This window comes from Tepidibacter thalassicus DSM 15285, assembly GCF_900129915.1.
GTDB lineage: Bacteria > Bacillota > Clostridia > Peptostreptococcales > Peptostreptococcaceae > Tepidibacter > Tepidibacter thalassicus.
In genome coordinates this window covers 141,123-165,546 of sequence record NZ_FQXH01000006.1, presented here as the reverse complement: position 1 = coordinate 165,546, position 24,424 = coordinate 141,123, and the positions used below count along the sequence as shown (strand labels likewise).

Sequence of the window (24,424 nt, the reverse complement as noted above, 5' to 3'; positions counted from 1 at the left end):
AAGAAACGGACACTGTTGCCGTTTCTTTTTTTGTATACTAATTTGTCTATTGGGTAATAATTTTAGTGAGAATAGTTGAGAAATCCTCTTTTAAAAAATTGATATTTAGGGGAAAGCATTATGAGCAAACTTATTAAATCCATATTAATAATTATAATATGCTATAGTTTTGTAAAGTTTATTAAATACATAACTAAGAAAATTTTTGATATAACTAGGTTTGATATTCAATATGAAAAAACAGTGAGAAGTATTATAATATCAATTTCTTATTACTTATCGTTTTTTACAGCGTGTATATTAATTTTAAAAGAATATGGAATAATAGATTTAAATCAGACTACTATTTTAACTGGTGCTGGGTTATTTGGTTTAATAGCTGGATTTGCGTTGCAAAACTTGATAAAAGATATATTGAATGGTTTTTTTATATTATTTGAAAAACAAATGAAGGTAGGAGATTTCGTATTAATAAATGAAAAATTTAGGGGAACTATTGAGGAAATAGGGCTTAGGAGTATTAGTATAAGAGATTGGAATTTGAAAAGAATAAGTTTACCTAATGGTGAAATAAAATCTATTGTTAATTATAGTAGAGAAAAAATGAGGGTAATAATTCATGTTAAAGTATCTTATGAAACCGATCCAAGATTAGTAATACAGGCTTTAGATGAGGTGTGTTCTTTCTTAAATGAAAAATATAAAGAATTTTTGGTGAAAAACATAATGAATGAGCCATCAAATCCATTTGAAGTATATGGTGTAACGGATATATATAAAGATAGTGTAGGTGCTCAATATACAATAACTGGTGTTGTTCAGGCATTTAAATATTTTACTATATCAAAAGATGCAAGGCTAAATATCCTTATTAAGTTTAAAGAAAAGGGAATTAAGATAGCTTATCCTAAAATGGTTATTGTCAATCCAGAAAAATATGAGAGTTATTTATGAAAATTTTGACAAATACATTTGAGAAAACGATTGTAATTAATTTGATATTATGATATCATATAGACTAAGGAAAGTTAATAAAATATACAGGTCCTTATCTGGATAATAGGGAAGAACGGTTAGAATCCGTCGCAGCCCCCGCTACTGTATTTGATGACGAAACCTAATTATACCACTGCAAGTTTACTTGTGGGAAGGTGAGGGAGTAGGATGAATCATAAGTCAGGAGACCTGCCTGTATATAACTTTTCAAGCCTTCGGAGGGAAGGGTCAGGAAAAAGTGATAGTTATTCCTGTCCTAGTACGTCGAGGCAGGTTTTTTTATACATTTTTCTTTCCCTAAATATATTTTAATCGCCCCAGGCCTTTAAGGGCCTATTTTTTTTTAGTTTTAGATATTTCCTTTGAAATTATTCACAATAGGGTTAAATAGTAATATATTAAAAATAAATTATGAATAAAGAGGTGGCATATGATTCATAAGGAAATGATAATTAGACTATTACTTGCTCTTTTTATAGGAGGTACAGTAGGAATAGAAAGGGAGAAATCACATCAATGGGCAGGATTTAGAACACATATACTGGTATCTGTTGGTTCTTGTGTGGTTTCAGTTACATCATTGATGTTATTTCGTGATCATGTACAATATGTAAATTTAGATCCAGCTAGAATGCCTGCTCAAATTTTGTCTGGAATAGGTTTTTTAGGTGGAGGAGCTATACTTAAAACATCGAATAGTATTAGGGGGCTTACGACTGCGGCTGGTATGTGGGTAACGGCGTGTATTGGGATAGCTATAGGTTTTGGATATTATTATTTAGCTTTTATGGCTTGGTTTATATTGATGATAACTTTATATATATTAAAATTTATAGACAAAAAGGTTGTGTTGAGTAAAACATCGAATTTTTATATTGAAACGTTGAATATATCTCAAACGATATCTAAAGTTGTTTCTATAATAGAAAGAAATAGAATTGTGATAAAAAATATAGAAATATCTCAAAGTGAGGATAAATTTTGGAATATGACATTAACAGTTATGTATAACAGTAAAATACCGTTTAAGGGAATAATTGAAAAAATTTTAGAAATAGATGATATAATAAAGGTTGATTATGAAGAATAATGTAGAATTGTTGTTTACAAAATTCTACAAAAAAATTAAAATTAAATTGATAGTTTAAATATATGAATAAGGATGTGTTTGATTTGAATAGTATAAAATTGATAACAGACAGCTCTTGTGATTTGCCGGAAAATATAATAAAAGAGTATAATATCTCTGTGATTCCTTTAAATATATTATTTGAGGATAAGTGTTATTTAGATGGTGTGGATATTGATAAAAAAGAGTTTTATAAAAAAATTAAAAATGCTGATAAACTTCCTAAGACATCAAGTCCATCACCAGATAGGTTTTTAAAAGAATATAATTGTGAAGAAGAAAATATATTGGTTATTTCATTATCTTCAGATTTATCGAGTACGTATAATAATGCTTTAATAGGAAAAAATATGTATTTAGAAGAACATAAATCAAAAAGAATAGAAGTTGTAGATTCAAGAACTGCTTCTATGGGGTTAGGACTTTTAGTTTTAAAAGTTGCTAAGTTGATTAAAGAAGGAAAGGATATAGATTATATATTAAAAAAAATAGAGGAAAATATAAAAAATTCTTTTACTTATGTAGTGTTAGATACTATAGAAAATGCAGTAAAATCTGGTAGAATAAGTTCTTTTAAGGAAAAGATAGTTCAAATTTTAAATTTAAAAGTTATTATTAAAGTAGAAGATGGATTAGTTAAAGTGTTTGATAAAGCAAGAGGAGATAAAAAAAGTTTAAATAAATTAATTGGTTTTATAGAAGATGCTGGAATTAATACTTCAGAAAAAATATTAGCAATATGTCATGCTAATGCTTTGGATAAGGCTTTAAAATTAAAAGAGTTAATAAATAAAAAACATAAATTTAAAAATATAATAATATCTGAAATAGGTGCTGCAATAGGTACTTATTCATCAACTGGAGCAGTGCTTATCAGTTTTTAACAAGGAGGAATATTATGGGAATAGAAAGAAGTAATATTAAAGAGGAATATAAATGGGATTTAGAAAGCATTTATTCAAATGAAGAAGAATTGAATAAAGATTTTGAAGAAATAAAAAAATTTTTAAATGAGATAAAGAAATATAAAGGAACTTTAGGAGATTCTAAAGAAAATTTATATAACACTTTATACTTGTATGAAAAGATATTAAGAATATCTGAAAATATATATGTGTATACTCATATGAAGCAACATGAAGATACTAGAAATAATAAAAATCAAGCTCTATCTGGTAAATCAGAAATGCTTTCAACTGAAATATCTACAGTAACTTCTTTTATAGTTCCAGAAATAATTTCAATTAAAGAAGAAGATATGAATAAATATATGGAAGATGAAAAATTAAAATACTATAAAAAATTTATAGATGAAATATTAAGAAAGAAGCCATATACATTATCTCAAAGAGAGGAAGAATTGCTTGCGCTATCTTCTGATATTGCTAATACAGCTGAAAATACATTTGAAATGTTGTCTTTTGCGGATATTAAATTTCCAGAAATAGAAGATGAACAAGGAAATAAAATAAGAATTACTCATGCAAATTTTTCTAAGTTTTTACAGAGTAAAAATAGAGATATAAGAAAAAGTGCTTTTAAATCTGTATATGAAACGTATGGAAAATATATAAATACGTTTGCTTCGACATTATCGGGAAGTGTAAAAAGGGAGATTTTTTATTCAAAAGCTAGAAATTATAATTCTGCTATAGAAGCTTCTTTGTTTGAAGACAATATAAATTTAAAAGTGTATGATAATTTAATAAAAGTTGTAACAAAAAATTTAGAGCCAATGTATAAGTATTTAAAATTGAAAAAGGAATTTTTGAATATTAAAGAGCTTCATATGTATGATTTATATGCTCCTTTAGTTTCAGAATTAGATATGAATATAAAATATGAAGAAGCTAAAGATATAATATTAAATGCTTTAAAGCCTTTAGGAGATGATTATTTAAGCATAGTTAAAAAGGCATTTGATGAAAGATGGATAGATGTTTATGAAAATGAAGGTAAAAAAGGAGGAGCTTATTCTTGGGGAAGTTATGATTCTCATCCTTTTATATTGTTAAATTATAAAGATGATTTGAATTCTTTATTTACTTTAGTTCATGAACTTGGACATTCTCTGCATAGTTATTATTCGAGAAAAAATCAGCCGTATATATATTCGCATTATAAAATATTTGTAGCTGAAGTTGCTTCTACTTTAAATGAACAATTATTGATGGATTATATGTTGAATAATGCTAAGAGTAGAGAAGAAAAATTGTACCTTTTAAATTATTATTTAGAACAATTTAGAACTACAGTATATAGACAAACTATGTTTGCTGAATTTGAAAAAATTATTCATGAAAAATATGAAAAAGGTGAAGCGTTAACTAGTGATGAGTATTGTGATATTTACTATAACTTAAATTTAAAGTATTATGGAAAAGATACTTGTGTTGATAGAGATATTTCTTTAGAGTGGGCGAGGGTACCTCATTTTTATTCTAATTTTTATGTATATAAATATGCTACTGGTTTTTCAGCTGCTTCTACTTTGAGTTATAAAATATTGAATAAAGGAAAAGGAGTTGTTGAAAAATATTTAGAGTTTTTAAAAAGTGGAGGTTCTGATTATCCTTTAAATCAACTAAAAAAAGCTGGGGTAGATATGGAAGATGAAAATTCAATTCAAATAGCTCTAGATAAATTTAAAAATTTAGTTGATGATTTAGAAAAAGAAAAATAATTTTAATTGTTGAGGAAAGTCCTGATATTTTTAATATTGGGACTTTTTTTTAGGTGCTTTTATCCTATTTATTTTTTTGGTGTATAAGAATAGTATAGTATAAGAGGTGATAATGTTGAGACTTGTAAATATAAATTATATAGATGTTAAAAAATATGAATATTATGTAGGGAGACCTATATATTGTGATGGTTTATTGTTGCTTCAAGATAAAGTGAAGTTAAATGAAAATTATATAAAACAATTAATTTTAAAGGGAATAAACTATATTTATGTAGTAGATGAAATATCTGAAGGTATAGAAATAAATGAAATTATTCCCAATGAAAAATTTATAGAAGCTAAACAGATTATAAAAGATCAGTTTAATACAATAAAAAAGGGAAAAAATATAGGGCTTAATATGACTATTATAAATAATACAGTGTCAGAGCTTTTAGATATATTAACATCAAATAGAGATATTTCTTATAATGTAAACCAATTGAGAATAGTAGATGATTATCTTTATGAACATAGTTTAAATGTAACAGTATCTTGTATTTATATTGGAATACTTTTGAAGTATGATAAAATAAAGCTTCAAAAATTGGCTTTAGGAGCTTTGCTTCATGATATAGGAAAAACTTTTATAGATTCTCGTATTTTAAATAAGCCATCAAAGCTTACTGCAGATGAGAGAAAAGAGATAGAAAAACATCCTGAACTTGGATATAGGTATATAAATGATAATTATGGAGAAGAAATTTCTTCTATTAGCAAACAAATTATACTTCAACATCATGAAAAATGGAATGGAACTGGTTATCCTAATCAACTTAGTGGAGAAGCTATATATATATTGGCGAGAATTTGTTCTATAGCAGATGTATTTGATGCTTTAACAACTGATAGAGTTTATAGAAAAGCAATGACTGTTTATGCTGCTTCAGAATATATATATAGTTTGGGTTATAATGAATTTGATTTTGAAATAGTTAAACTTTTTTTATCGAGAGTTGTTAAATTTAAAGAAGGTTCTATAGTGAAGTTGTCTGATGGGTCAAAAGCTATAGTGTATTCTCAAAATAAGTGTATGCTAGATAGGCCTGTTGTAAAGCTTTTGGTAGATAAAAAAGGAAGATTTGTATCTCATAAAAATATATTTTTGGATTTGATGGAAGAAAAGACTTTATTTATAGAGAAACAATTAGAAAATATAGCTTTAAATTAGGGTGATAAAATGAAATGCTTTAAAAAAATTTTAGTAATAGCTTTTACTGTATCTTTTGTATCTCAAATATATGTAAATTTGTTTATAAGTGATTTTAGGATATCTGTTGCTGTTATATTTTTCTCCTTATTTTTAATTCTTTTTGAGAAAATAGACATAATAAAAGCTTCTGTTGTTACATCTGCTATAGTGTTTTTGTTTAGAGTTTTGGTGTATTCTATTATAAATTTAAATTTATATAAGTCTTTTGTTGCGAATTATCCTGTCGTTATTTTTTATTTATTGTATGGGGTTTTATTTAAGATTTTTAATATAGGAAATAAAAAAAATATATATGTAATATTTGCAAGTTTGTGGACATGTGATTTTATATCTAATACATGTGAGATATTATTTAGAATTAATAATAAGTTAAATAGCGATATATATATTATTATTAAAATTTTAGCTGCAGTTGCTTTGTTTAGGTCTATATTGATTTTAGTAGTTTTGAATATAATAAAAAAATATAATATTTTGTTAGAAAAAGAAGAACATGAAGAAAGGTATAGAAAGTTAATTTTTTTAATATCTAGTTTGAAATCGGAAGTATATTTTATGAATAAAAATATGGATAATATAGAAGATGTTATGACAAAATCATTTAAATTATACGAAATATTGAATAATATTAATATACAGGATAATATAAAAGAGTTGTCTCTTTCTATAACAAAAGATATTCATGAAATTAAAAAAGATTATGTTAGAGTTATAAAGGGGATAGAAGAATTTACAAATATTAAATCAAATTATAAAAAAATGAGTTTAAATTATATATTTAATATATTGGAAGATAGTACTAAAAAGTTTATAAATTCTAGTGGAAAAGATATAGATATCGTGTTTAAAAATGATGTAGATATACAAGTTAAAGATCATTATATGTTAATATCAATACTTAGAAATTTAATAAATAATTCAATTGAAGCAATAGATGGATTGGAACGTAAGGGAATTATAGAAGTTAGTCATTTTATTTCTTCAAATAATCATGTGTTTAGAATATGTGATAATGGAAAAGGTATAAAAGATAGAGATAAGGAATACATATTTAAACCTGGATTTTCGACAAAATTTGATATTAATACAGGAGATATTAATAGAGGAATAGGACTTACAATAGTAAAGGAAATGGTTGAAAATCATTTTTGTGGAGAAATAAATGTAATTTCTAAGTACAAAATTGGAACTGTTTTTGAAATTATAATACCAAAGTACAATTTGGAGGGGGAATGATTTTGAAGTTTTATGTAGTTGATGATGATATTAGTATAATAAGAATATTAGAAAATATAATAGAAGATAAAAATTTGGGAGAAGTTATAGGCTACTCTTTAGGTGGAGAGAAATGTGTACAAGATATTATTCTCAAAAAACCTGATATAGTTATAATTGATTTGTTAATGCCAGAAAAAGATGGAATAGATATTGTTAAAGAAATTAAGGAAATAAGAGAAGATATTAAATTTATAATGATATCTCAAGTTTCTTCTAAAGATATGATAGCTAAAGCATATATGCAAGGTATAGAGTTTTTTATAAATAAGCCTATAAATATAATAGAAGTAGTCGGGGTTATTAACAATGTCAAAGAGAAGATTGAAATGGGTAAAACCTTGATTAGTATTAAGAATATGTTTTCGGAATTGAATTTAAGTAAGTATAATGCAAGAAATGATTCGAATATTTCAAATATAAGATTTATATTGTCAAAACTTGGGATAGCAGGTGAAATGGGAAGTAAAGATATAATGATGGTATGTGAGTATTTAATTAGTAAAGGTGAAAAGAATTTAAATTACAAGATAAGTGAAATTTGCAAAATATTAAGTGATAATCCAAAGGCTATGGAACAGAGAATAAGAAGAGCTATAAATAAAGCTTTAAGTAATATATCGAGTTTAGGTATAGAAGATTATATGAATGATGATTTTTTGACATATTCAAATTCTCTGTTTAATTTTGAAGACGTGAAAGCTGAAATGGATTATATGAGAGGGAAGAATGCTGCTGGTGGAAAGATAAGTGTGAAAAAGTTTATTGAAGGATTACTTATACAAAATGAAATATAGATTATATTAAATTGCAATTTCTTGAAAATTGCAGAGTATTATTTTGAATATTTCAGTATTTTTTTGTATCTTCCGTGTAAAATAAAACTGTAAATACAAATAATAAAAAATATGTATTAAATATATTATAAAACAAAATTTAGTATTTGATGGAAAATAAGGAGGGGAAGATATGAAAAAATTAAGTCTTACAAGTAAGATTTTTATAGGACTTTTATTAGGTCTTGTGCTTGGAATAATTTTAAATAGAATGCCTTCTGGGTATTTTAAAGATGTTGTTTTGATAAATGGTATTTTTAAGGTTGTAGGAAGTGTATTTATAAATGCTATTAAAATGCTGGTAGTTCCGTTGGTATTTATATCGCTAGTTTGTGGGGCTTCTTCTATTGGCGATGTTAAGAAGTTAGGAAGAGTAGGAGTAAAAACTTTAGGATTTTATGTTTTGACAACTGCTATAGCAATAAGTCTTGCTTTAGTAGTAGGTAAAATTATAAATCCAGGGATTGGACTAGATTTGTCTTATATAATAAAACAAAAACCTACAATAGGAGAGGGTAAGGCATTAGTTGATGTTATAATAGATATGGTACCTACAAATCCGATAGCTTCCATGGCAAACGGATCAATGCTTCAAATTATAGTATTTTCTCTTTTAATGGGTATAAGCATGGCTCTCGTTGGAGAAAAGGCAAATCCAGTTATTCAAATATTTAATTCTTTAAATGAGATAGTTATGAAAATGGTAATGGTAGTTATGGAATTTGCACCATTTGGAGTATTTGCATTGATTACTAAGACTTTTGCAACAGTTGGGTTTGAAGCTATGGGTTCGCTTATTAAGTATATGATTGCTGTAGTGCTCACGTTGATAATTCATGCATTATTGACTTATATGGGAATATTAAGTACAGTTGGAAAGTTAAATCCTATGGTATTTTTTAAGAAGTTTTTACCTGTAGCTGGGGTTGCTTTTTCAACTTCATCTAGTAATGCAACTCTTCCGGTTACAATTGAAGCGGTAGAGAATATGGGAGTGTCAAAGAATATTGCATCGTTTACAATTCCTCTTGGAGCTACTATAAATATGGATGGTACGGCTATAATGCAAGGGGTTGCAGCGATATTTATATCTCAAGTTTATGGAATAGATTTATCTATGCAGGCATTTTTAACTATAATACTTACGGCAACTCTTGCTTCTGTTGGAACTGCTGGAGTTCCAGGGGTTGGAATGATAACATTATCTATGGTTCTTCAATCTGTAGGACTTCCTGTTGAAGGAATTGCTTTAATTATAGGTATAGATAGAATACTTGATATGTGTAGAACAGTTATAAATATAACAGGAGATTCAGTTTGTACAATAGTTGTTTCGAAAACTGAAGGAGAATTTGATGAAAATATGTATTATTCAAATTAAAAAAAGGGTGAATTTTACACCCTTTATTTTTTGTTTCTATTTTTGTATTTAATTCTATCATTTTCGTTTAATATTTTTTTTCTAAGTCTTATAGAATCTGGAGTTATTTCTACAAGTTCATCATCGGTTATAAATTCTAATGCTTCTTCTAAAGTAAATGTTTTAGGAGGAGTTAATTTTATAGCATCATCAGAACCTGATGCTCTTGTATTAGTTAATTTTTTATTTTTACATGGATTAACTACCATATCTTCTTTCCTAGAATTCATTCCTATAATCATACCTTCATAAACTTCAGTACCTGGCTTTATAAACATAGTAGCTCTTTCACTTAAATTGAATAAAGAATAAGCCATGGCAGTTCCTTTGTTTTGAGATATTAAAACTCCATTTGATCTTTGAGGTATTTCACCTTTATATTCTTCAAATCTTTCGAAAGAACGTACAATAGTTCCTTCTCCTCGAGTATCGTTTATAAATTCACTTCTATATCCAATTAAACCTCTAGTTGGAACGATATATTCGAGTTTTGTGTAATTATTTTCAGATTCCATGCTTTGCATAATTCCTTTTCTCAAATTAAGCTTAGATATTACAGTTCCAGAATATTCATCGGGAACATTTATAATAACTCGTTCAACTGGTTCTACTAATTTTCCGTTTTCTCTATGCATTAAGACCTCAGGTTTAGAGACTGAAAGTTCATATCCTTCTCTTCTCATATTTTCAATAAGTATAGATAAATGAAGTTCACCTCTACCTGAAACTTTGTATCCATCAGTAGTATCTAGTGGTTCTACTTTAAGACCTATATTTACTTCAAGTTCTTTTTCAAGTCTATCTTTTAGATGTCTTGTAGTTAAAAATTTTCCACTTTGTCCAGCAAAAGGAGAATCATTAACTAAAAAGTTCATAGATAAAGTAGGTTCTTCTATTTTTATCATTTCCATAGGAATTACATTGTCTTCATTACAAACTGTTTCTCCTATTGATATATCGGATATACCTGCAATAACCACAATATCTCCACTTTTTGCTTCATTTTTTGGAACTTGTTTTAAACCTTCATATACAAAAAGTTTAGATATTTTACCTTTTTCAATAGATCCATTTCTTTTTGAAATAGAAACTGTTTGACCGTTTTTAAGAGTGCCTTTATATATTCTTCCTATACCTAATCTTCCAATATAATCATCGTAAGCAAGTGCGGATATTTGCATTTGAAGAGGTTCATTGTCATAATCGGGATATACATTTACGTGATTAAGTATTGTTTCAAATAAAGGAGATAAGTCATTGCTTTCATCTTCTAGTTCTTTTTTTGCAATTCCATCTTTTGCTATACCATATATAATTGGAAAATCTAATTGTTCATCGGTAGCATTTAAATCGACAAATAAGTCAAATACCATATCTACTACTTCTTCAGCTCTTTGATCTTTTTTATCAATTTTATTTATAAATAAAATTGGTTTTAAGCCTAACTCTAAAGATTTTTGAAGAACAAATCTAGTTTGAGGCATAGGGCCTTCGCTAGAATCGACTAGTAAAATTACAGTATCTACAGTTTTTATAACTCTTTCAACTTCAGAAGAAAAATCAGAGTGTCCAGGTGTATCGACGATATTTATTTTTACCCCTTTATACTGTATAGAACAGTTCTTTGAGTATATAGTTATACCTCTTTCTCTTTCTAAATCATTGCTATCCATTACACATTCTACTACTTCTTGGTTTTCTCTAAAAACTCCACTTTGGCTTAAAAAAGCATCTACCAAAGTAGATTTTCCTGCATCTACGTGAGCTATAACTGCTATATTTATTATTTCTTGTTTTTTTGACATAAAAAACTTCCTTTCTTTAAAAATTGCATTCTTATATTTTACACCTGATTGCATAAATAATCAAATGTTATTTTTAAAAATAATAATTTAACAATTATTTAATAAATTTAATTAATACATAACAAATAATTAATATTTTTATAACAAATAAATAGTATTCTAGATATGTATTAAAGTTACATATAAAAAATTGAAGGGAGAATGGGTATGATAACTTGTAGTATCAAAAAAATTTTTTCTTTGGGATTAATAGGGGTTTTATCGGTTTGGATTTTAGTAGGATGTGGAATGAAAACTGAAGATTCTCAGGAAAAATTAAGCAAAACAATAGTAATAGATGGGTCTAGTACTGTATATCCAATAAGTGAGGCTGTTGCTGAAGAATTTCAAAAGAAAAATCAAGGTGTAAAAGTTACAGTGAATTTCTCGGGTACAGGAGGTGGATTTGAGAAGTTTTTAGCAAAAGAAACTGATATAAATGATGCATCAAGGCCTATAAAAGATAAAGAACTTAAAAAAGCACAAGATGTAGGGATTGATTATTTGGAATTTAAAATTGCATATGATGGACTTTCTGTAGTAGTAAATAAAGACAATGATTTTGTAGATTATTTGACTATAGAAGAACTTAATAAAATATGGAAACCAAATAGTAATGTTAAAACGTGGAAAGATGTAAGAGAGGAATGGCCGGCTGAACCTATAAAACTTTATGGACCAGGAAGTGATTCTGGAACATTTGATTATTTTACAGAAGAAATAAATGGAGAAGCTGGGGCAATAAGGGTTGATTATACTGCGAGTGAAGATGACAATGTTTTAGTAAATGGCATATCGGGAGATAAATACTCTTTAGGATTTTTTGGATATGCATATTATATAGAAAATAAAGATAAGCTGAAAGTAGTTCCAATAGATTCGGGAAATGGACCTATTGAACCTAATGCTCAAACAATAGAAAATGGGAAGTATGAACCTCTTTCAAGACCGCTATTTATATACGTAAATAAAGAGTCTTTGCAGAAACCAGAAGTTAATAAGTTTGTAAAATATTATTTGACAGAAGGAAAAGAATTAATTTCGGAAGTTGGATATGTTAAATTGCCGCAATCTGAGTATGATAATCAACTTTCTGAAATGGAATAATTTTTATTAAATACAAGAGCTCCAGCTGGGCTCTTTATTATTATAATTTGGAGGAATGGAGTATGAAGAGTTTAAAAGAGAAAGTGATAAGGTACATTCTATTTGTTTTTGGAATTGTATCTATAATTATAACTGTTAATATATTTTTAATTTTGATTAAAGAAAGTGCATTGTTTTTTACTCATGTATCTTTAGTGGAGTTTTTCACAAAAAAACAGTGGACTCCGCTTTTAAAACCTCAGCATTTTGGAGTATTGCCATTAGTTTGTGGAACTTTTTTGATAGTATTTTTTTCGTCTATAATTTCTATACCAATAGGAATTTTAAGTGCTATTTATTTGAGTGAATATTCAAATAAAAAAGTTAGAAAAGTAGTTAAACCTATTTTAGAAATATTAGCAGGAATACCTTCTATAGTTTATGGTTTTTTTGCACTTAATTTTTTAACTCCTATACTTCAAAAATTAATACCTCAAACGAATATTTATAATGCATTAAGTGCTGCTGTAGCTGTAGGCATAATGACTATTCCAACGGTATTGTCTTTAAGTGAGGATTCTATGCAGGCAGTTCCTAAAAGTTTAAGAGAAGGTGCTTATGCTCTTGGGCTTACAAAATTTGAAGTTGTATTTGGGGTGATTTTACCTGCATCTATATCGGGAATAATATCGTCTTTTATTTTAGCTATATCAAGAGCAATAGGGGAAACAATGATAGTTGCTCTTGCTGCCGGGTCAACTCCAAAGTTTACTTTAAATCCACTTGAAAGTATTCAAACTATGACAGGATTTATAGTTCAAGTAAGTCAAGGAGATACAGCAAAAGGAACAATAGAAGCTCAAACTTTATTTGTAGTTGCTATGCTTTTGTTTATTATTACATTGCTTATGAATGTATTATCTAGATATATTGCCAATAAATTTAGGGAGGAATTTTGATGGATGTTATAAATTTAAAAAATAAAAAATTAATTAGTAAGGAATTTTGTGATGTAGGAAATTTAAGAAAGAGAAAATTTATAAATGAAATTTTCCACTTTGTATTATTAGTATCTATATCGTTTAGTATAATAATGTTAATTTTTCTTTTTTATGGTGTGTTTAAGAGGGGAATATCTCATGTTAATATTGATTTCTTTTTAAATTACACATCTAGGATTGCTAGTAAATCAGGAATAAGAGCAGCTATACTTGGAACTTTATGGATAAATATATTGACAATTTTTATTGCATTTCCTTTAGGGCTTGGGACAGCTATATATATAGAAGAATATGCGCCTAAAAATAAATTTACAAATTTAATACAAGTTAATATAAGTAATTTAGCAGGAGTACCATCTGTAGTGTATGGAATATTAGGACTTTCTTTGTTTGTTAGATATTTTAATTTGGGGAGAAGTATTTTATCTGCATCTTTAACTATGGCTCTTTTGATACTTCCAATAATAATAGTTTCATCTCAGGAAGCTTTAAAAACGGTACCAAAGGAGTTAAAAGAAGCTTCTTTTGCGTTGGGGGCTACTAAATGGGATACAATAATAGGAGTTATTATACCTTATGCTATGCCTGGAATATTAACGGGTACAATACTTGCATTATCAAGAGCTATAGGAGAAGTAGCACCACTTGTAATTGTTGGAGGAGCAGCTGGAATTTGGTTTTCTCCAAAAGGGATATTTGATGAATTTACAACTTTGCCTCTTCAAATATATAATTGGGTATCAAAACCTCAGGTTGAATTTCAAAATGTTGCATCTGCAGGGATAATAGTTTTACTTATAGTTTTAGTATTTATAAATTTAATAGCGATTTTATTAAGAAATAAGTATCAAGATAGAATAAAATAGTAGGGGGAGATAATATGTTTGTTAAAATGAAAATAAGTAATTTAAATTTTTATTATGGAAACTTTAGAGCTTTAAAGAATATAAGTATAGATATAGAAGAAAATAAAGTAACTGCTTTTATAGGACCATCAGGTTGTGGTAAATCTACATTTTTGAGAACTCTTAATAGAATGAATGATTTAGTTGAAGGAACAAAATTAGATGGAGAGATTTTACTAGATGGAGAAGATATATATTCAAATTCTATGCAGGTAGAAGAATTAAGAAAAAGAGTTGGAATGGTTTTTCAAAAACCAAATCCTTTTCCAAAATCTATATATGAAAATGTTGTGTATGGACTTAAAAAACAAGGAGTTAAAGATAAAAAGAAATTAGATGAGATTGTTGAAAAAAGTCTTCGTGGAGCAGCGTTATGGGATGAAGTAAAAGATAGGTTGAATAAATCTGCATATAGTTTATCAGGGGGACAACAACAGAGGTTGTGTATTGCAAGAGCTATTGCCATGGAGCCGGAAGTAATTTTAATGGATGAGCCAACATCAGCATTAGATCCTATAGCAACATCTAGAGTAGAAAATTTAATACAGGAATTAAAGAAGGATTATACTATAGTAATAGTTACTCATTCAATGCAACAAGCAGCTAGAATATCTGATAATACCGCATTTTTTTTACTGGGAGAGTTGATTGAATTTGGAGAGACAAACAAAATATTTGCTAATCCAAAGGACAAAAGAACTAACGATTACATAATAGGAAAGTTTGGTTAGGATTGTTAAAAAGCTGGTTGAAAAATATTCCATAAGTTGTATAATTATAGATAAAGGGTATATATAATTATACACTTAAAAATTTAACATGGGGGATGATTGAATATGTCAGTTGTGGAAAACGTTTTAGAACAAGTTAAAAAAAGAAATCCTGGTGAAGTAGAATTTCATCAAGCAGTAGAAGAAGTTTTACATTCTTTAGAGCCAGTTTTAGAAAAACATCCTGAATATGTAGAATCAGGACTTTTAGAGAGATTTGTTGAACCTGAAAGACAAATTATGTTTAGAGTACCGTGGGTAGATGATAATGGTAAAGTTCAAGTAAATAGAGGATTTAGAGTTCAATTTAATAGTGCGATAGGGCCTTATAAAGGAGGATTAAGATTCCATCCATCAGTATATCTTGGAATTATAAAATTTTTGGGATTTGAACAAATACTAAAAAATTCATTAACAGGACTTCCGATAGGTGGAGGTAAAGGAGGATCTGATTTTGATCCAAAGGGAAAATCAGATGCTGAAATAATGAGATTTTGTCAAAGTTTTATGACAGAACTTTATAGACATATAGGACAAGATATAGATGTTCCAGCTGGAGATATTGGAGTTGGAGGAAGAGAAATAGGATATTTATATGGGCAATACAAGAGAATAAAAAATGCCTATGAAGCAGGAGTACTTACTGGTAAAGGACTTACATATGGTGGATCGCTTGTTAGAAAAGAAGCTACAGGATATGGTCTTGTTTACTTTACTCAAGAAATGCTTAAAGAGCATGGACATAGTTTTGATGGTAAAACAGTAGTAATATCAGGTTCAGGAAATGTTGCTATATATGCTTGTGAAAAAGCTCAATCTTTAGGAGCTAAAGTAATAGCTATGTGTGATTCTACAGGATATATTATAGATGAAGAAGGTATTAAGCTTGACACTATTAAGAGAATTAAAGAAGTTGAAAGAAAGAGAATTAAAGAGTATGTTAAGGATCATCCAAATGCTAAATATTTTGATGGACAAAAAGGAATTTGGACAGTTAAATGTGATATAGCACTTCCTTGTGCTACTCAAAATGATATAGATGTTGAACATGCTAATCAACTAATAGAAAATGGAGTAATAGCTATAGGAGAAGGAGCTAATATGCCTTGTACAAATGAAGCGTTAAATATTTTCTTAGATAAAGGAATACTTGTAGCTCCAGCTAAAGCTGCTAACGCTGGTGGTGTTGCAACTTCTGCTCTTGAAATGTCTCAAAATAGTATGAGATTATCTTGGACTTTTGAAGAAGTTGATAAAAAACTACATGAAATAATGGTGAATATATTTAAAACAGCTAAAGATGCAGCTAAAGAATATGGAATGGAAGGAAATTATGTAGCTGGTGCAAATATAGCTGGTTTCTTAAAAGTTGCTGATGCTATGATGGCTCAAGGGTTAGTTTAATATATAAATAAGCTGTTGGCTAATGTCAACAGCTTATTTATAATTACTTAATATTTTCTACGGATTTTTTTGCAAATTGTGTTGTAACTATTTTTTCATAAGGGGCTTTTTTATCTAATTCTCCAGCGAGTTTTATTATATCCATGAGATGGTTTAGACTATCTTCTTTTAATATTGGATCTTTAGCCCAAGTATCTTGGGATTTATATCTTCGTATAACAGCAGATAAAGTATTTATATCTGTATCAGGAAATTGTGAAGATATAGATTTAGCAATTTCTTTTTCAGAGTGATTTTGTACCCAAAGTTGACCTTTGTATATAGCATTAGTGAACTTTTGAATTATGTCAGGATTATTTTCAATATATGATTTTTTAGCAGAGTAACATGTATATGGAATATATCCTGATTCTTTGCCGATAGATAATACTATATAGCCTTTACCTTCTTTTTCTAGAGAAGTAGCTACAGGTTCAAATAATGCGACATAATCTCCTTCGCCATTGGTGAATGCTCCTGCCATAACAGAAAATTGAATATCAGTTCTAACTGTAACATCTTTTCCGATTTTAAGGCCGTTTTTTTTGAGTACATACTCTAAAGTCATTTCTGGAACGCCGCCTTTTCTTCCACCTATTATGGTTTTGCCTTTTAGTTTATTAAATGTAAAAGTGTCATCTTTCTCTCTTCCTATTAAAAAACTACCGTCTCTTTGAGTGAGTTGTGCAAAATTTATAGCATAGTCTTTTTTCCCTTGATTATAAACGTATATAGATGCTTCGGGTCCCATAAATCCTATGTCTGCTTCGTTTGAAAGAAGAGCAGCCATTGTTTTATCTGCTCCTTTAGTGTTTATAATTTCAACATCTAATCCTTCTTCTTCGAAAAATCCTTCTGTTAAAGCTACGTATTGAGGAGCATAAAATATAGAATGAGTAACTTCTGCAAGGGTTACTTTAGTTGATTTTTTATTAGAACATCCATTGACTATGAGCAATAGTATTATAATAGATGATAATATTAAGATGATTTTTTTATGAAGTTTCATATAATGACCCTCCTTGGAAGTGCAATTTTGTATGTATTTATAATATATTCAATAAGATTATAATGGTTACAATAAATTTTTATATTGTTGTTTTTTTAGATTATGATAATATATAAGGGATAAAAATAAAAAGGAGGGCATTTTTTTGAGGGTAGGAATGAGGAATATAAAAACAGCTATAGCTGTTTCATTATCTATAGCAGTATCTAAATTTTTAGATATGGAATATCCTTTTTATGCAGCAATAGCGGCTATTATATCTATGCAAAATTCAGTAATAGAGTCTTTTAAAGTAGGTAGAAATAGGATGTTAGGAACTATTTTAGGAGCTATAGTGGGACTTGTGTTTTATGCTATTAATCCTACAAGTACTGTGCTTTCTGGAATTGGAATTATAGTAATTATATATATATGTAATTTGCTCAGATGGAATAAATCAGTAACTATAGCGGGAATTGTATTTTGTGTAATTATGACTAATTTAGATGGAAGAGATCCAGTTTTTTATGCATTAAATAGAGTATTTGATACATTATTAGGAATTACTGTGGCTGTTTTAGTAAATTATTTTATAGCTCCATTAAATAGTTTGGAAAGAATTTTAAAAGAATGTGATGAAACAGTAAAAAATTTAATAAGTATAGTTAAATATAAAATTATTGATGATATAGATGTTGACTTGAAAGAATTTTATAATAAAGTATCAAACTTAGAAAGAGATTTAAAAGAGTTTAGATTTAAAAAAGATGAAAAGATAAAAATTGATAATGTAAATGAAGTTATAAATATATGCAAAAAGGTATATTTTTACTTGCAAATTATAGAGGCTTTGGAAGGAAATTGTAATTTGAATAGGGAAAATTATAATAGACTTGTAGATTTATATGGGAGTTTTAATAAAAAAATAAAAGATGTAGATAGTGATGTAGATGTGGTATTTAATTATAATTTGGATAAAATAATAAATTATATAGAAATATTAAATAGTATTGAATATAAATGTGAAAAAAAAAGATATATTGAAATGATTAGTTGATAAAATGAAAGGCTCTAATACTAATTTTATCTAATTAATATTAGAGCCTTTGTTTATTATATGACATTGATTTGATTTAATCCAAGTCTAGGAATATAGCCATCTCGATTGATAGCAAAGAAACGAACTCTATCATATAAAATTACATCTCCTGCCATATTCACTTCTCCAGTTGGACTTGGAATAGCCCAGTTTAATGACATAACTTGGCTTCCGGTGGGAATAGGAAAGAAATTTGATTTTAAATTTGGATTATCGTAAATTCTATTTTCAGTAAGTGTAATATGGATTCTTTTGCTGTATTTATTAACTAAGTATATTCTATTTAGAGCAAATTCAGCTGTATTTGAAATAAGTTCGCTTTTATCATTAGTCATATTTGTGAGAGCATTTATTACATTTTGACTATTTCGAGCAATTCTTCCAAGACTTACTATTGAATAAAAACGAACTATATCACAAGTGTTTTCTAATAAATTTAGTAAATATGGAATAGATTGATTTCCTAGAGCTTGCCATATGAAAGATCCATTATAATATATATCGTAAACTTCTTCTTCAGATAGTTTATTACATTTAGTATTGCCCATTGTTTCCCATTTTTCTTTAAGTTCTAAAGGATTTGAAAGATATTCTCCAACTAGTATTTCAGAACCAGTAGGTATAAAGTTTGGATTAAATTTATTCATATAAATAAGAGAATTGATAGATATATTAAATTGTTTAGAGAGACATGAATAAGTATCGCCATATTGCATAATATAATAAGGTACTTGACCTTGGGATTTAGGTAGTTTTATGTTGGGTTCAGGTATAATAAGAGGTGTATTAGCTGAAATAAAATTTGGATTACATATTACATTGGCTTCCATTATTGCTTGTGGTGTTGTATTAAATTTTGCAGCAATTTTTTGTAAAGTATCACCTCGTTTAACGTGATAAAGCATTTTTTTCACTCCTTTCTTTAATCATATTATTCATAATTAATTAAAAAAGTGTTGCAACTAACTTATTAGAAAATAAAATAATATTGTTGACAAAAATGAAAAATATTATATAATTTACAATAAGTAAATTTTAATATAAAAAAAGCGATGAAAAAGAGGAGTACATAAATATCGCCTTTAGAGAGGAAAGTCCATGGCTGAAAGACTTTCTAGGTTTGAGTTTATGGAATGTAGCTTTGGAGCTTCTAAGCTGAAATTGGAGTAAGCTTAGACGGTATATGCCGTTAAAAAAATGAGTGTCAGATTTTTTCTGGAACTAAGGTGGTACCGCGAGCTTTTCGTCCTTAATGGATGAAAAGCTTTTTTATATGGATATAATTATAAATGAGGAGGTTACAAAATGGAAATAAAGAACTTACCAAAAACTTACAATCCGAAAGAATTTGAAGAGAGATTATATAATAAATGGTTAGAAAATGGTTATTTTAAAGGGGAAATTGATGAAAATAAGAAACCTTTTACTATAATGCTTCCTCCGCCTAATATAACAGGACAGTTACATATGGGACATGCTCTTGATCATACTCTTCAAGATATATTAATAAGATGGAAGAGAATGGATGGATATGCTACTCTTTGGCAACCTGGAACAGATCATGCAAGTATAGCAACAGAAGTTAAAGTTGTTGAAAAAATAAGAAAAGAAGAAGGAAAAAGTAAATATGAATTAGGAAGAGAAGAATTTTTAAAGAGAGCTTGGGAATGGAGAAATGAGTATGGAAGAAGAATAGTTGAACAAATGAAAAAATTAGGAGATTCTTGTGATTGGGATAGAGAAAGATTTACTATGGACGAAGGATGTAATGAAGCTGTTACAGAATTTTTTATAAAATTATATAATGAAGGACTTATATATAGAGGTAATAGAATTATAAACTGGTGTCCTGATTGTAAAACTTCTTTATCTGATGCAGAAGTTGAACATGAAGAGCATGATGGACATTTTTATCATGTAAAATATCCTGTAAAAGATAGTGAGGAATTTATAGAAATTGCTACGACAAGACCAGAAACAATATTAGGAGATACTGCTGTTGCAGTTAATCCAGAAGATGAAAGATATAAGCATTTAGTAGGTAAAACTTTGATATTACCATTAGTTGGAAGAGAAATTCCGATAATCGCTGATGAATATGTTGAGATGGAATTTGGTACAGGAGCAGTTAAGATAACTCCAGCTCATGACCCTAATGATTTTGAAGTTGGATTAAGACATAATCTTGAACAAATAGTTGTGATGAATGAAGATGGAACTATGAATGAAAAAGCAGGAAAGTATGAAGGAATGGATAGATATGAGTGTAGAAAACAGCTTATTAAAGATTTAGATGAAGAAGGATACCTAGTTAAAATAAAAGATCATACTCATAATGTAGGACATTGTTATAGATGTAATACAGTAATTGAACCTATGGTATCTAAACAGTGGTTTGTTAAAATGGAAGAATTAGCTAAACCTGCCATAGATGCTGTAAAAAGTGGTAAAATAAAACTTGTACCGGAGAGATTTAATAAAATATATTTCCATTGGCTTGAAAATATAAAAGATTGGTGTATTTCAAGACAATTATGGTGGGGTCATAGAATACCTGCTTTTTACTGTCAAGATTGTGAAGAAACTATTGTATCTAAAGAAAGACCTATTAATTGTCCTAAATGTAGCAGTACTAATTTAAAACAAGATGAAGATGTACTTGATACGTGGTTTTCTTCAGCGTTATGGCCTTTTTCTACTCTTGGTTGGCCAAATAAAACAAAAGAACTTGAGTATTTTTACCCAACAGATGTATTGGTTACAGGATATGATATCATATTTTTCTGGGTTATTAGAATGGTATTTTCAGGACTTTATTGTATGAATGAAATTCCATTTAAATATGTTTTAATTCATGGATTAGTTAGAGATTCTCAAGGGAGAAAAATGAGTAAATCTTTAGGTAATGGAATAGATCCTCTTGAAATAATAGAAAATTATGGGGCAGATGCATTGAGATTTACATTAGCTACAGGAAATACTCCTGGAAATGATATGAGATTTTACATGGAAAGAGTAGAATCTGCTAGAAATTTTGCAAATAAGCTTTGGAATGCATCTAGATTTGTATTTATGAATTTAAGTGAAGAATTAGTAAGTGAATTAAGCAGAGAAAATGTAGATAGTAAATTGACTCTTGCTGATAAATGGATAATATCAAGACTTAATAATGTTGTAAAAGAGACAACTGAAAATATGGAAAAATTTGAACTTGGCATGGCTATTCAAAAGGTATATGATTTTACTTGGTCAGAATATTGTGATTGGTATATAGAGATGGTAAAACCTAGACTTTATGGAGAAGATTTAGAAAGTAAAAAAGCAGCTTTGTATACTTTAACTTATGTTCTTGAAAATATATTAAAATTACTTCATCCATATATGCCTTTTATTACAGAGGAAATATATACATATCTTCCGACTGTAAATGGAAGCATCGTATTATCTTCTTGGCCAAAATACAAAGAAGAAGACAATATGAAAGAAGAAGAAGAAAAAATGAATTTAATAATGGAAGGAATAAGAAATGTTAGAAATATAAGAGCGGAAATGAATGTTATTCCTTCAAAAAAAGCCAGAGTAATTATTATTCCAACTGAAGAAAAATTAAGTGTTATTGAGGAAGGTAAAGATTATTTTAAGACATTGGCATCAGCATCTAATGTTGAAATATTAAAAGATAAAGATGGAGTTCCTGAAGATGCTATGTCTGCTGTGATAGATGGAGCGCAAATTTATATACCTCTTGATGAACTTGTGGATTTTGAAAAAGAAATAGAAAGGCTTGAAAAGGAAAGGATAAAACTTGAAGGTGAATTAAAAAGAGTGAATGGAAAATTATCAAATGAAGGATTTTTAAGTAAAGCTCCAGCTCGTTTGGTGGAAGAAGAAAAAGCTAAAAAAGAAAAATATGAGGAAATGATGAAATCGGTGCTTGAAAGACTTGATAATTTAAAAGCTAAGTTAAAGTAGTATTGTATTAAGCGTGAATTTAAAAAATAAAATTCACGCTTATATTTACTTAAATTTAAGAATAAATTTAGGGAATGGGGAGATTGATATGAATTATAATGAGGCTTTAGAATATATACATGGTACTTATAAATTTGGAAGAAAATTGGGATTAGATAATATAACTAAGCTCTTAGAGCTTCTTGGAAATCCTCAAGAACATTTAAATGTTATACATGTTGCTGGAACTAATGGAAAAGGATCAACGTGTTCTTTTATAAGTTCTATTTTGGTTAATCAAGGGTATAAAGTTGGGCTCTATACTTCTCCTTATCTTGAAACTTTTACAGAGAGAATAAGGATAAATGGAGAAAATATAAAAGAAAAAGAGCTTGCAAGAGTAACTCAAATAGTTAAAGAAAAAGTAGATTATATGATAAATATGGGGTATAATCATCCAACTGAATTTGAAATAGTAACTGCTATTGCATTTTACTATTATAAAGAACAAAATGTAGATTTTTTAGTTTTAGAAGTAGGAATGGGTGGAAGGTTTGATGCTACAAATGTAGTAAAAAAACCTTTGGTTTGTGTTATTACCCCTATAAGTATGGATCATACAGATTATTTAGGGGATACAATATCTAAAATAGCTTATGAAAAGGGAGGAATAATAAAGGAAAATTGTGATGTCGTTATTTATCCTCAAGAAAAAGAAGCTGAGGATGTTATAAGGGATTTAGTTAAAAATAAAAATGCTAGTTTAACTATTGCAAATATAAAAGATAAAGAAATTGTTAAATGTGATATATATGGGCAAATATTTAATTTTAATTTAAACAATGAAAAATACGATGGTTTGGAAATAAAATTAATAGGAGACCATCAAGTAAATAATGCTGTAGTTGCTTTGAATGTTATAAGTATATTAAAAAATAAGTATGATTTTAAAATAGATAAAAAAAATATATATAATGGATTAAAAGAAACCAAATGGCCTGGCAGAATTGAAATTTTGATGGAAAAACCTCTTTTTATTATAGATGGTGCTCATAATAAGGATGGAGCGATATCTCTTGCAAACTGTATAGATAAATATTTAAATAATAAAAAAGTAACATTGTTAATTGGTATGCTTAAAGATAAAGATGTCGATTCAGTACTTGATGTATTAATACCTAAATGTAGGAAAGTATATGTTACAACTCCTAATAGTGATAGAGCTTTAACTGCTCAACAATTAAAGGAAAAGATATTTAGTATGGGTAAAGAGTGTATTTCTATAGATGATATAAATGAAGCTGTAAAATTAGTTGTCGATGAATCTAATGAAGATGAAGTTATAATATGTGCAGGATCTTTATATATGATAGGAGCTGTGAGAAGTATAATAAAAGGGTGATATTTAATCGCCCTTTTATTATGCACTTTGTTTTGATTTTTTTGATTTATATAATTCTAATGCTTTTGAAAATTGATCTGGACAAGAAGTTGATCTGTTGCCACAAGGTATTCCTTTGAATTTTTTTAGTACATCATCTACTTTTTTCCCTTCTACAAGTGTTTTAATTCCAAGTAAGTTACCAGGACATCCACCTACAAATTCTACAGATTTAATTATATCGTCTTCAATTTCAAATCTTATTTCTTTAGAACATACTCCTGAAGTTTTATATACATACATGGTGCAACCTCCTTATTTTTATAACTATACCCTACTATAGTATATATTATATATATATG

Annotated in this window: 20 protein-coding genes, 1 riboswitch and 1 other annotated feature; of the genes, 16 read left to right on the top strand and 4 right to left on the bottom strand. The window is 28.0% G+C overall.

Features of this window, described 5'->3' with window-relative positions; genetic code table 11:
* Window positions 1-120: 120 nt before the first annotated feature.
* The 8 genes from BUA19_RS02695 (at window position 121) to BUA19_RS02660 (ending at window position 9,555) form a co-directional block, all read left to right on the top strand.
* Window positions 121-954, top strand: coding sequence for a mechanosensitive ion channel family protein (locus BUA19_RS02695; RefSeq protein ID WP_072723355.1), 834 nt, complete (start codon window positions 121-123; stop codon window positions 952-954).
* A gap of 71 nt (window positions 955-1,025) precedes the next feature.
* Window positions 1,026-1,207: riboswitch (cobalamin riboswitch) on the top strand.
* A gap of 219 nt (window positions 1,208-1,426) precedes the next feature.
* The gene (locus BUA19_RS02690) at window positions 1,427-2,086 is read left to right on the top strand and encodes an MgtC/SapB family protein (RefSeq protein WP_072723353.1); all 660 of its coding nucleotides are present in this window, start codon (window positions 1,427-1,429) and stop codon (window positions 2,084-2,086) included.
* A gap of 83 nt (window positions 2,087-2,169) precedes the next feature.
* Window positions 2,170-3,009, top strand: a complete 840-nt coding sequence (locus BUA19_RS02685) for a DegV family protein (protein WP_072723351.1) — start codon at window positions 2,170-2,172, stop codon at window positions 3,007-3,009.
* A gap of 14 nt (window positions 3,010-3,023) precedes the next feature.
* Window positions 3,024-4,808 (top strand): oligoendopeptidase F, encoded by a 1,785-nt coding sequence (pepF, locus tag BUA19_RS02680; RefSeq protein ID WP_072723349.1) that lies wholly within the window; start codon window positions 3,024-3,026, stop codon window positions 4,806-4,808.
* Window positions 4,809-4,920: 112 nt separating this feature from the next.
* Window positions 4,921-6,021, top strand: coding sequence for an HD-GYP domain-containing protein (locus BUA19_RS02675; RefSeq protein ID WP_072723348.1), 1,101 nt, complete (start codon window positions 4,921-4,923; stop codon window positions 6,019-6,021).
* Between the two features lie 9 nt (window positions 6,022-6,030).
* Entirely contained in the window at window positions 6,031-7,299 is a 1,269-nt protein-coding gene (locus BUA19_RS02670; RefSeq protein ID WP_072723346.1) for a sensor histidine kinase, read from the top strand.
* Window positions 7,300-7,301: 2 nt separating this feature from the next.
* Window positions 7,302-8,135, top strand: a complete 834-nt coding sequence (locus BUA19_RS02665) for a response regulator (protein ID WP_072723344.1) — start codon at window positions 7,302-7,304, stop codon at window positions 8,133-8,135.
* Between the two features lie 172 nt (window positions 8,136-8,307).
* Entirely contained in the window at window positions 8,308-9,555 is a 1,248-nt protein-coding gene (locus BUA19_RS02660; RefSeq protein ID WP_072723343.1) for a dicarboxylate/amino acid:cation symporter, read from the top strand.
* A gap of 23 nt (window positions 9,556-9,578) precedes the next feature.
* On the opposite strand, the gene typA is transcribed toward BUA19_RS02660, so the two are convergent.
* Complete coding sequence (gene typA, locus BUA19_RS02655; RefSeq protein WP_072723340.1) at window positions 9,579-11,399, bottom strand: translational GTPase TypA; 1,821 nt, start codon at window positions 11,397-11,399, stop codon at window positions 9,579-9,581.
* Window positions 11,400-11,606: 207 nt separating this feature from the next.
* Here typA and BUA19_RS02650 point away from each other — a divergent pair, with 207 nt between their 5' ends.
* The 5 genes from BUA19_RS02650 (at window position 11,607) to gdhA (ending at window position 16,604) form a co-directional block, all read left to right on the top strand.
* A complete protein-coding gene (locus BUA19_RS02650) occupies window positions 11,607-12,545 on the top strand; it encodes a PstS family phosphate ABC transporter substrate-binding protein (RefSeq protein WP_072723338.1) in 939 nt (312 codons plus the stop codon).
* Between the two features lie 62 nt (window positions 12,546-12,607).
* On the top strand, window positions 12,608-13,483 hold the full coding sequence (gene pstC / locus BUA19_RS02645; RefSeq protein ID WP_072723336.1) for a phosphate ABC transporter permease subunit PstC: 876 nt from the start codon (window positions 12,608-12,610) through the stop codon (window positions 13,481-13,483).
* Window positions 13,483-14,391, top strand: a complete 909-nt coding sequence (gene pstA / locus BUA19_RS02640) for a phosphate ABC transporter permease PstA (protein ID WP_084601906.1) — start codon at window positions 13,483-13,485, stop codon at window positions 14,389-14,391. The genes pstC and pstA overlap by 1 nt, the downstream gene beginning before the upstream one ends.
* A gap of 14 nt (window positions 14,392-14,405) precedes the next feature.
* The gene (pstB, locus tag BUA19_RS02635; RefSeq protein ID WP_072723334.1) at window positions 14,406-15,161 is read left to right on the top strand and encodes a phosphate ABC transporter ATP-binding protein PstB; all 756 of its coding nucleotides are present in this window, start codon (window positions 14,406-14,408) and stop codon (window positions 15,159-15,161) included.
* A gap of 105 nt (window positions 15,162-15,266) precedes the next feature.
* Window positions 15,267-16,604 (top strand): NADP-specific glutamate dehydrogenase, encoded by a 1,338-nt coding sequence (gdhA, locus tag BUA19_RS02630; RefSeq protein ID WP_072723332.1) that lies wholly within the window; start codon window positions 15,267-15,269, stop codon window positions 16,602-16,604.
* Window positions 16,605-16,647: 43 nt separating this feature from the next.
* Here gdhA and BUA19_RS02625 read toward each other — a convergent pair whose 3' ends face one another.
* A complete protein-coding gene (locus tag BUA19_RS02625; RefSeq protein WP_072723330.1) occupies window positions 16,648-17,652 on the bottom strand; it encodes an ABC transporter substrate-binding protein in 1,005 nt (334 codons plus the stop codon).
* A 145-nt stretch (window positions 17,653-17,797) separates the two neighbouring features.
* On the opposite strand from BUA19_RS02625, the gene BUA19_RS02620 reads away from it, so the two are divergent.
* Window positions 17,798-18,688: an FUSC family protein gene (locus tag BUA19_RS02620; RefSeq protein ID WP_084601905.1), complete on the top strand. Its 891-nt coding sequence runs from the start codon at window positions 17,798-17,800 to the stop codon at window positions 18,686-18,688.
* 56 nt (window positions 18,689-18,744) lie between these two features.
* Here BUA19_RS02620 and BUA19_RS02615 read toward each other — a convergent pair whose 3' ends face one another.
* Window positions 18,745-19,635 (bottom strand): LysM peptidoglycan-binding domain-containing protein, encoded by an 891-nt coding sequence (locus BUA19_RS02615; RefSeq protein WP_072723329.1) that lies wholly within the window; start codon window positions 19,633-19,635, stop codon window positions 18,745-18,747.
* A gap of 138 nt (window positions 19,636-19,773) precedes the next feature.
* Window positions 19,774-19,984 (top strand) — a binding site (T-box leader).
* Between the two features lie 51 nt (window positions 19,985-20,035).
* On the opposite strand from BUA19_RS02615, the gene BUA19_RS02610 reads away from it, so the two are divergent.
* A complete protein-coding gene (locus BUA19_RS02610) occupies window positions 20,036-22,702 on the top strand; it encodes a valine--tRNA ligase (RefSeq protein ID WP_143145352.1) in 2,667 nt (888 codons plus the stop codon).
* 88 nt (window positions 22,703-22,790) lie between these two features.
* Window positions 22,791-24,083, top strand: a complete 1,293-nt coding sequence (locus BUA19_RS02605; RefSeq protein ID WP_072723327.1) for a bifunctional folylpolyglutamate synthase/dihydrofolate synthase — start codon at window positions 22,791-22,793, stop codon at window positions 24,081-24,083.
* 18 nt (window positions 24,084-24,101) lie between these two features.
* Here the strand turns inward: BUA19_RS02605 and BUA19_RS02600 are convergent, their stop codons facing one another.
* The gene (locus BUA19_RS02600; protein WP_072723326.1) at window positions 24,102-24,365 is read right to left on the bottom strand and encodes a TIGR03905 family TSCPD domain-containing protein; all 264 of its coding nucleotides are present in this window, start codon (window positions 24,363-24,365) and stop codon (window positions 24,102-24,104) included.
* Between the last annotated feature and the right edge of the window lie 59 nt (window positions 24,366-24,424).